Below are 9,368 nucleotides of genomic sequence, written 5' to 3'. Positions count from 1 at the left end.
ATGAACCCCGTCAACATCCTCCTCGTCGACGACCAGCCGGCCAAGCTCCTGAGTTACGAGGTCATTCTCGAAGAACTCGAAGAAAACCTCATCAAGGCGCAATCCGCCCGCGAGGCCTTCGAGCACCTGTTGCGCACCGAAATCGCGGTGATCCTCGTCGATGTCTGCATGCCTGAACAGGACGGGTTCGAGCTCGTCAGCATGATCCGGCAGCATCCGCGCTATCAGAACACGCCGATCATCTTCGTCTCCGCCGTCATGCTCGCCGAACCGGATCGGCTGCGTGGCTATGCGGTGGGCGCGGTCGACTACGTCTCCGTCCCGATCGTCCCGGAGGTGCTGAGAGCCAAGGTGCGGGTCTTTGCCGATCTCTACAGGAAGACGCGGGAGCTCGAACGCCTGAACGCCGAGCTGGAGGCCCGCGTTCACCAGCGTACCGCCGAGCTCGAGGCTTCGGCAGCGCAGTTGCGTGAACTCAACGAAGAGCTCGAACATCGGATCGATCAACGGACACGGGAGCGCGAGGAGGCGCTCGCACAGCTGTTCGAGGCGCAGAAGCTCGACACGATCGGTCACCTCACGGGTGGCGTCGCCCACGACTTCAACAACCTCCTGATGGCGGTTCTCGGCAGCCTCAATCTTTTGAAGAAACGGCTTCCGCCGGATGAACGCAGCGAACGCCTGGTGACGAACGCGATCCAGGCGGCCGAGCGCGGCACGGCGCTGACCCAACGCCTGCTTGCCTTCGCGCGCCGCCAGGAGCTCAAGCCGCAGGCGGTGGATTTCCTCAGGCTGTTCGAAAACGTCGAAGATCTCCTCGCCAAGGCGGTGGGGCCGCGCATCGAAATCCGCAAAAGCATCCCGGCCGATCTCGCGCCCCTGCTGGTCGACAGCAACCAACTGGAACTGGCGCTGCTCAACCTGTTCGTCAATGCCCGGGACGCACTCGAAAGTGGCGGCGTAGTGACGGTTGCCGCGGCGGCCGAAGAGAGCCGGCCGGCCAGCCTCGCGGGCGGGAATTACATCAGGATATCGGTGTCGGATGATGGCGAGGGAATGGACGAGGCAACGGTCTCGCGTGCCGCAGAACCGTTTTTCACCACCAAAGGGGTCGGCAAGGGCACCGGTCTCGGCCTGTCGATGGTTCATGGCCTGGCGGCGCAATCCGGCGGCTCGATCCAGATATCGAGCGTAAGGGGCAAGGGCACGACCATATGCCTGTGGCTGCCCGTCGCCGAAACCTTCGTCAAAGTGCTGCCGGCCGTCGAGCCTCCGGCGACGGAGCCGTTGAAACCCTCGTCTCGGCCGCTTGCCATTCTCGTCGTCGACGACGACGCGCTGGTCAGGACGGGAACCGTAGCGATGCTGGAGGATCTCGGGCACCTGCCGCAGGAAGCGTCTTCCGCGTCCCAGGCTTTGGAATTCTTTGCCGGCGGACAGGATTGCGATCTCGTCATCACCGATCATGCCATGCCGGGTATGACGGGCGCGGAGCTTGCGCGTCACCTTCGCTCTTCCTTTCCAGGCCTGCCGATCATCCTTGCCTCTGGCTATGCCGAGTTTTCCGAAGACCATGGCCTCGGCCGGATGCTGCGGATGAAGAAGCCATTCACGCAGGAGCAACTCCAGGCGGCCATGGACCAGGCGCTCTCAGGCAAAGTCGCGGCGGCCTGACGATCAAAGCGTAAGGCGACCGGCCCGGCCATCCTGGTGACAGCGGCCGCTTTCGTGCGTCCGCCTGCGGACGAAACTTTTTGCCCCGGCAAAAGTTACCCAAATCCCATCCCGATTTCATCGAAGGCTTTCCCTTGACCAAAATGACGTTCGGCCCCGCATTCACCGAAGAGGGCATTCTGTTTCGCCTCTGGGCTCCCTTGCATGATAGCGTGTCGCTGAAGCTCGAAGGCGCTGGCCTGCGCCCAATGCAGGCGGCTGACGATGGCTGGCACCGCTGTGCAGTTGCGGATGCCCATGCCCATGCCGGTACGCTTTATCGCTTTGTCCTGCCGGACGGCTCCGAAGTTCCGGACCCCGCCTCGCGGTTTCAGCCGCAGGATGCGCACGGTCCGAGCGAAGTGATCGACCTTGCCACCTATCGCTGGAAGACGGATGCCTGGGCGGGCCGCCCCTGGGAGGAGATGATCATCTATGAGATGCATATAGGCTGCTTCACGCCTGGGGGCAGTTTCAGGGCGGCGATCGAGCGTCTCGACCATCTGCAACAACTGGGCGTCACGGCGTTGCAAATCATGCCGGTCGGCGAATTCCCGGGCCGCTACGGCTGGGGCTATGACGGCGTGCTTCCTTACGCTCCGGACAGCAGTTATGGCCGTCCGGAAGATTTCATGGCGCTAGTGGACGCAGCGCATGCGCGCGGCATCTCGGTTTTCCTGGATGTGGTCTACAATCACTTCGGACCGGACGGCAATTTTATCCCTTCCTACGCGCCGCTCTTTACCGACCACCACAAGACGCCCTGGGGCCACGGCGTCAATTACGACGGCGACGGATCGGCGATGATCCGTGAATTCATCATTCAGAATGCCCTCTACTGGATCACCGAATTCAGGCTCGATGGTTTCCGCTTCGATGCCGTCCATGCCATCAAGGACGACAGCGCCGAGCATCTGCTTCACGCGCTTGCCCGCCGCGTCAGGGCGGCGGCGGTCGGTCGGCATATTCACCTGATCGTCGAAAACGAAGAAAACGACAGCGAGTTGTTGTCGCGTGACGAAAACGGCGAGGCGAGCCTCTTCACCGCACAATGGAACGACGACGTGCACCATGTGCTGCACATCACCGCCACGGGCGAAACCTTCGGCTATTATGCCGATTATGCCGAAGACCCCGGCAAGCTCGGCCGGGCGCTGGCGGAAGGCTTCGTGTTTCAGGGAGAGCATATGCCCTATCGCGGCGGAAGCCGCGGCAGGCCGAGCGGTCACCTGCCGCCCACCGCTTTCATCTCCTTCATCCAGAACCACGACCAGATCGGCAACAGGGCGCTGGGGGACCGGATTCTGGCTTCGAGCCCGGCGGATGCCGTCAAGGCCGTTACTTCAATCTACCTGCTGGCGCCCGAGATCCCGATGCTGTTCATGGGCGAGGAATGGGGCGCCAGAGAGCCTTTCCCCTTCTTCTGCGATTTCGACGAGGATCTGAACGAGAAGGTCAGAAGAGGCCGCCGCGACGAGCTGTCGCGTCTGCCGGGCTTCGACGCAGACGATCTTCTCGACCCGACGGCGCCATCGACCTTTGCCGCCGCCAAGCTGGATTGGTCGAAATGCGCTTCCTCCGATGTTCTTGATTTCTACAGGACGCTTCTTGGGCTCCGGCACCGAAGGATCGTGCCCTTGCTGAAAGGCGCCGGCGCCGGAAAGGCGGTCTATCGCTCAGCCGGAAGCGCGCTCGCGGTGGATTGGACCCTGGCGCAAAACCGGCGTCTTCATCTGCGCGCCAATCTCGGCAACGACGCGGTGCCACTCTCCTTGCAGCAGGACGACGCCGAGACGATCTTCCGTCTCGGCGGCAGCGACGGCGATAATCTCGCGCCTTGGACGGTGATGTGGAGCATCAGCGAAGCGTGAGGCGGGCTGACAGGAAGGCGATCGAACGATGAAATCCGCTGAGCTCGACAAGCTCGCTCGCCGGCACGGCATCAGCCCGACCAGGCCCAGTCCGGACAACCGGGAGGTGACGGTATCGGGCGAGACCAAGCGCAAGATCCTCTCGGCATTGAAGATCGACGTGACGGGAGCGGTCGATCACGAGGCCGGCGCGCCGCGGCGGGAGCCTAGGCCGGCACGCAGGAAGATTCCCACGTCATTTCTGCCGGATTTCCTTTCCGCTACGCGGGTCTGGGGTGTGAGCCTGCAGCTTTACGAGCTCCGTTCGGCACGCAACTGGGGCATAGGAGACTTCGAGGATCTGGCCGATATGGCGGATCTCATGGGATCGCTGGGCGCCGATTTCATCGGCCTCACCCCGCTTCACGCGCCGTTTCTCGCCGATCCCGAGCGTTGCAGCCCCTATGAGCCCTCGAGCCGCCAGCATCTCAACCCGCTCTATCTCGCGGTCGACCGATTGCCGGGCTTTGTCTGTAGTCCGGAACTCGAACGGCAATTGGCAAGCCTTCGCCAAACCGATCTCGTCGATTACGTCGGAGTAGCAGAGATCAAGCTCGAGGCCCTTCGCAATCTCTGGCCGGCCTGGCGACAGCGCCGCGTCAGTGACAAAAGATACGACCCGGCCGATTTCGACGCTTTTGTTGCGCAAGGCGGCGACAGCCTGCGCCTTCACGCGCTTTTCGAATGCCTCTCCTTTTCCATGGTCGAGCGCGGCTCGGGCGCCGGCTGGCAAAGCTGGCCGGCAGACTTCCAGCACTTCGACAGCGCCGCTGTCGTCGAATTCGAGCGTGGGCATGCGGACGATGTCCGCTTCCACATGTGGCTGCAATGGCTCGCCCATCGGCAGCTAACGCAGGCGGCGGACCGGGCTGGGAAGGCCGGCCTGCGGATCGGGCTCTATCTCGATCTGGCCGTCGGCGAGGCGGTCGACGGTTCGGCGACATGGAGCGAGCCTGACATCTACGTCTCGAAGGCCACAATTGGCAGCCCGCCCGATCCCTTCGCCGTGGACGGGCAGGACTGGCACCTCGCCGGATACCTGCCTTCGACAATCGCTTCAGGAGAAATGTCGCCTTACCGGCGGATGGTGAGCGCTGCCATGCGATATGCGGGCGCCATTCGCATCGACCACGCCGCAGCGCTTCGCCGCCTCTTCCTGGTGCCATTAGGCAGCAGGCCGGACAACGGCGCCTTTGTCTGCTATCCCGAGCATCGGCTTTTGCAGATCCTTGCCGAGCTATCCGCAGAACATCACTGCCTGGTCATTGGAGAAGATTTGGGGCTGATCCCCAACGGATTGCAGGAGGATCTGGCGGCGGCCCACATTCTCTCCTATCGCATTCTTTCCTATGAACAGGACGAACAGGGTTTCAAGCCGGCGGACGTCTATCCCGTCCTCGCTTTGGCCTGCATTTCGACCCACGACCATCAGACGCTTGCCGGCTGGTGGCGTGGCGCCGACATTCAGGCCCGGTCCGACCACGGCATCGTGCCGCCCGATCTCACCGAAAAACATCGCGAATACCGCAAACGCGAACGGAGAAACCTGAAGGCCGCCTTCAAGCTCGCCGGCCTCGATCTGCCGGCCCGCCTCGCGCGCGCGAAAGCAAGCGAGCGGACGCTGAGAGAACTGACCGTGAGCGCCTATCGCTTCATCGCCAGGACACACTCGCTTCTCGCTGTGGTCCGTCTCGCCGACCTTACCGACGAGAAGAGACCGACCAATGTTCCCGGCACCAGTGACAGCTATCCGAACTGGAAGCCGAAGCTATCGTTTTTGCTCGGGGATCTGATGTCGAGCCCGCTGCTCAAGAGCGTGACGGCGGCAATGCGGGAGGAACGGCCACGGGACTGATCGAGGTTGGGGCGAGCCGTCAACTTCGTCATTGTCGCTCGATCGGGCATCCCAAACGAATGGAAATCGATCGGGAAGGGAACGAATAGCAGGCCGGCGAATTTTGAAGGAATAAGGACAGGGATCGTCGAGACGAGGCTCCGTCCGTTTCGCCGCTTCAGTTGCGGCACGCCTAATATTGATGGAAAATACGACCATGACGACCGCATTCATCCTTATCGCATTGGCGCTGATCATCATATACGCCGGCCCGACATTGCTGTTCATCTGCGTCGGATATGCCGATTATGTGCTGGAGCGGCGAAGGCATATGGTGGCTCTGAAGCACGCCGTGAAGCGTCGCAGCGACGAGTTCTAGAGCAATTCCTGAAGGGGCTGATCCAGAGGCAGGTTGGCAGATAACCCGCCTCCGGCAGACGGCGTTCGTGAAGCGCCCTGCAAAGATCCTAGAGCAAAGATCCTAGAGCATTTCCGTTTTTCTCCGAATCACGGAAATGCTCTATCTCTTTGTTTTCACGCAAGTCCGGACGCAAAACCGCGACGCACTTTTGCTGGAATGGCTCTAGTCGTTCGCGGTGACCTTGACGCCGAGCACCGAGGGAATGGTGTTCGGTGCACCCATGGCAGCACCCATGATCATCGGAAAGGGAACCGGCTTTTCCGGCGCGGCGCTGATCGTCAGATTTTTCGGACCGTCGAGATAGGTGTTGACGGCGGCAGACACCTGGTTTTGCAGCTCGGGTAGGTTGAGCTGTGCCATCATCATCGGCACAAGACCTTTCAGCGATTGCGCCAGTTGATCGCCCGTGACGCCCTGCTGCGAGCCAGCATAGTCAAGTGCCTTCTTGGTGATCGAGGCATCGTCGAAGCGGATCGAAGCGCTGTTGAACGTCAGCTGCTGCATCAGCCCCAACATCGCAAGGCCGGCGGCCTGGTTGGCCTCTTCCTTGTTCGGATTGGCCTCGGCGGTTTTCACCGCCTGCTGCAGCGATTTGATGAAGCCCAGCGTATAACCGGAGAAGTCGACGGCGAAATTCAGCCGGCCGATATTCTTGAAATCGAAGGCATATTCGTCGACAGCGACCTTGCCGTTTTCGATCTCCCAGTTTCCCTTCATCGTCACGGTGCCGTCGAGCGTCGTCAGCCCGAGCTTCGCGATGGCCTCCTTCGCGCTCGCCTCCTCGACCTGCGACAGGTCGGCTTTGATGCCGGCGACATTGGCGTCATAGGCAAAGCCGCCGTCCTGGCGTCCGAGGTTTGACTCGATACTCTCGATAGCAAGCACGTCCTTGCCCTTGATGTTGAGAGCGATTGGGCCGGTGCTGACGGTTTCATAGAGGAGGATGTCGTTCAGCGTGTCGCCTGATGCATTGGCGGGGATCGTGAGGCCGACGATCAGGATGTCCTTTGCGGAAAAACGACCTTCCTCCTGGCTCATATCGATATCCGGGAAAGAGACGCCCTTGGCGTAGTAGCCGCCGCCTTCGGTTTCCTCGACGCCCTCGAAGGTGAGGTCGCCGATTTTCAGCGTGTCGCCGGGCAGGTTCGCATATCCTACCTGGACGCCTGTCGCCGTTACCGTGTCGCCGTCGACATCCGCCTTCTCAAAAGTGATGACCGTACCGCCGGCACTGGTTGCGGCATTGAGCTTCTTCATCATGTCGGCGCCATCAAGGGCAAGCGCCGGGCCGGCGAGCGTCAGGAATGCGGCGCTTGCCATCATCATGTGGAGATTGCGTATGGGCTTCATCGAGATGTCCTTATGGAGAAAGTAGATGCGAGGTTTGTGAACATTATCCGGACGTGTCTCTCCCACGCTGAGAACGGAGAGGCGAATGCATGTCCCGGTGAGGTAAGCTAATTGGGGGGCGATAAGGTTTGGATCAGCCTCAACCCCAGGGCTGACGAAAAATGGCCATCCCTACGCCGGCCGTGGGCGGCAGCATTTTCTCTAGCAGGGGTAGTTTTGCGATTCATTCTCACACATAAAGTGTATTTCTTCGATTCTTGCAACCCTTTGAATTCGGATGCCAAACCGGAAATGTGGGTCGGCATTTGTTGTTGTCAGATGCACCGGAATGGGGGTTCCAGCTTTTCTAAGCCCGCGGCACTCGCCCGCGCAACAGATAGGCGAGCGCAAAGATTACCAGAAAGGGATAAACGAGCACGATGATCGGCAGACCGGCGGCAAGCGCGTCATTCTGCAGATAGATGTTGGGGACGCCGGCGCCGAGCACCAAGGGATAAAGCGGCGCAAATCTGTCGAACCACATCCTGAACGGTCCTGCCAACAGCAGAACGAGCGCCGGCAGAATGAAAATGCCAAAATTTCTTGCAACATTCATGAGTTCAGCATCAAGCGGTTCGGGGAATGAATAAATTCGGTCTAGTTGACGGGCCGCCCACAGAGCGGCGATTGCCGCCCCTGCATATCCCGCTGCTCTTGCTAGCATCGCCGAACGTTCCTTTCGTTCATCCTCCCGCATTGATACGGCCATGCCTTCACCGTATCCACATGCATTGCCCGATGTCTTAGTGTTTTTTGCCTAGGCTAGGACGACGTGCCCGTCGGAGGAAAGCGCTTCGAGGAGTGCCCCTTCCATTTTGGTGTTTCTGATCTGCAATGTGCGGATTGCGACGGGACGGAGCGAGAGCGTCGTCGAGGGATTCAGTGGAGCTTTGCGTGCATCCGGTGTTGCTGACAGCTAACCTCATGGGCAGCGAACTGCTGTGATGTAGCTCAGCATATGCTGAATGACTTGCCGGTCCACAGAGCGGGTGGGCTTATCCGCTGTCGGAGGTTCTGCTGCTTGTGCTGCGTGCGACAGTTGAGCGGCATGGAGGATTTCGTCGAGATCCGGCTTGGGGGCGAGGAGCGGATTATCTCTCGGCAATAGCCGACTGAGGGGTTCGGCGAGAAAGTCGCAAGGCCCGAACGACTGACGGTGTCGCAACCGTTTTATTGCGGGTGATCTAGTTAAAGCCGTAAGGCGAGATAACGTTGACGAAGCCTCTGCAATTGCGCTAACGTTAGCAAAAATTGGAGACTAAGATGAAGATTGTGCGCTACCAGTCAGCCGATGGAATTCACTACGGGGTCGAAAGCGAGGGCAGGATCGAGCGGATTGCTGGCGATCCCTTCCAAGCAGTCGAGCTAACCGGGCAGATGGATTATCTTTCCGACGTCCGCATACTATGCCCGATAGAGCGACCTCGCATATTTGGGGTCGCGTACAATTACCGGCAGCACACCGACGAGTCCGGAAAAGAACAGCCAACGCTCCCGGTGCTGTTCATGAAGCCAAGCACGGCTGCGAGCGGCAACGGAGATGCGATTGAATATCCAAGTGATGGCGAAATCGTCCACTACGAGGCTGAACTGGTCGCCATCATAGGCAAAGGCGGACGCCACATTCGCAAGGAACATGCCTTGCAACACGTCCTCGGCTACACATGCGGTAATGATATCAGCGACCGCATCATACAGCGGCAGGAGAGCAAGTTCGGTTGCCTGCTGGCGGGTAAGGGCTACGATACTTTTGCGCCGATGGGTCCGGCTATTATAACAGATCTCGATCCGACAAACCTTGACGTCATCCTTCGTCAGAACGGCACCGTCAAACAATCGGGGAATACGCGAGACCTCGTCTATTCAGTTGCTGACATTGTCGCTTACTTGAGCCGCTTCATGACATTGCTGGCCGGCGATGTCATCATGACCGGTACGCCTGCGGGTGTCGGGCCGATCGTTCCCGGCGACGATCTTGAGGTGGAAATCCCCGGTATCGGTGTTTTGAAGAATCCCGTGGTTCCTGCGCTGCATTAAGCGGCGCACGAGCGGAGATTGTTTCTAAACGGCTTGCATTTTCACGGCAAAGATTTCGGTTGAC

The 9,368-nt window shown here is 60.0% G+C and carries 7 protein-coding genes; 5 read left to right on the top strand and 2 right to left on the bottom strand.

Going from position 1 to position 9,368, the window contains the following annotated elements:
- The 4 genes from FHT69_RS23485 to FHT69_RS23470 all read left to right on the top strand — a co-directional run bounded on the left by FHT69_RS23485 (position 1) and on the right by FHT69_RS23470 (position 5,836).
- Positions 1–1,674, top strand: a complete 1,674-nt coding sequence (locus FHT69_RS23485; protein ID WP_183906036.1) for a response regulator — start codon at positions 1–3, stop codon at positions 1,672–1,674.
- A 143-nt stretch (positions 1,675–1,817) separates the two neighbouring features.
- A complete protein-coding gene (gene treZ / locus FHT69_RS23480) occupies positions 1,818–3,584 on the top strand; it encodes a malto-oligosyltrehalose trehalohydrolase (protein WP_246780755.1) in 1,767 nt (588 codons plus the stop codon).
- A 28-nt stretch (positions 3,585–3,612) separates the two neighbouring features.
- Positions 3,613–5,478, top strand: a complete 1,866-nt coding sequence (gene malQ, locus FHT69_RS23475) for a 4-alpha-glucanotransferase (protein ID WP_183906034.1) — start codon at positions 3,613–3,615, stop codon at positions 5,476–5,478.
- Between the two features lie 196 nt (positions 5,479–5,674).
- Positions 5,675–5,836, top strand: coding sequence for a hypothetical protein (locus FHT69_RS23470; RefSeq protein WP_164735950.1), 162 nt, complete (start codon positions 5,675–5,677; stop codon positions 5,834–5,836).
- Positions 5,837–6,040: 204 nt separating this feature from the next.
- On the opposite strand, the gene FHT69_RS23465 is transcribed toward FHT69_RS23470, so the two are convergent.
- Both FHT69_RS23465 and FHT69_RS23460 read right to left on the bottom strand, forming a co-directional pair.
- Positions 6,041–7,228 (bottom strand): hypothetical protein, encoded by a 1,188-nt coding sequence (locus FHT69_RS23465; protein WP_132574987.1) that lies wholly within the window; start codon positions 7,226–7,228, stop codon positions 6,041–6,043.
- A 346-nt stretch (positions 7,229–7,574) separates the two neighbouring features.
- Positions 7,575–7,976, bottom strand: a complete 402-nt coding sequence (locus FHT69_RS23460) for a hypothetical protein (protein WP_246780754.1) — start codon at positions 7,974–7,976, stop codon at positions 7,575–7,577.
- Between the two features lie 554 nt (positions 7,977–8,530).
- Between FHT69_RS23460 and FHT69_RS23455 the strand changes: the two genes are divergently transcribed.
- Complete coding sequence (locus FHT69_RS23455; RefSeq protein WP_047618929.1) at positions 8,531–9,304, top strand: fumarylacetoacetate hydrolase family protein; 774 nt, start codon at positions 8,531–8,533, stop codon at positions 9,302–9,304.
- Positions 9,305–9,368: the final 64 nt, after the last annotated feature.

Source organism: Rhizobium sp. BK008 (assembly GCF_014197345.1).
Classification (GTDB): domain Bacteria; phylum Pseudomonadota; class Alphaproteobacteria; order Rhizobiales; family Rhizobiaceae; genus Rhizobium; species Rhizobium anhuiense.
Note: the sequence above shows the minus strand (reverse complement) of the source record. Positions and strands in the feature narration are given on the sequence as shown.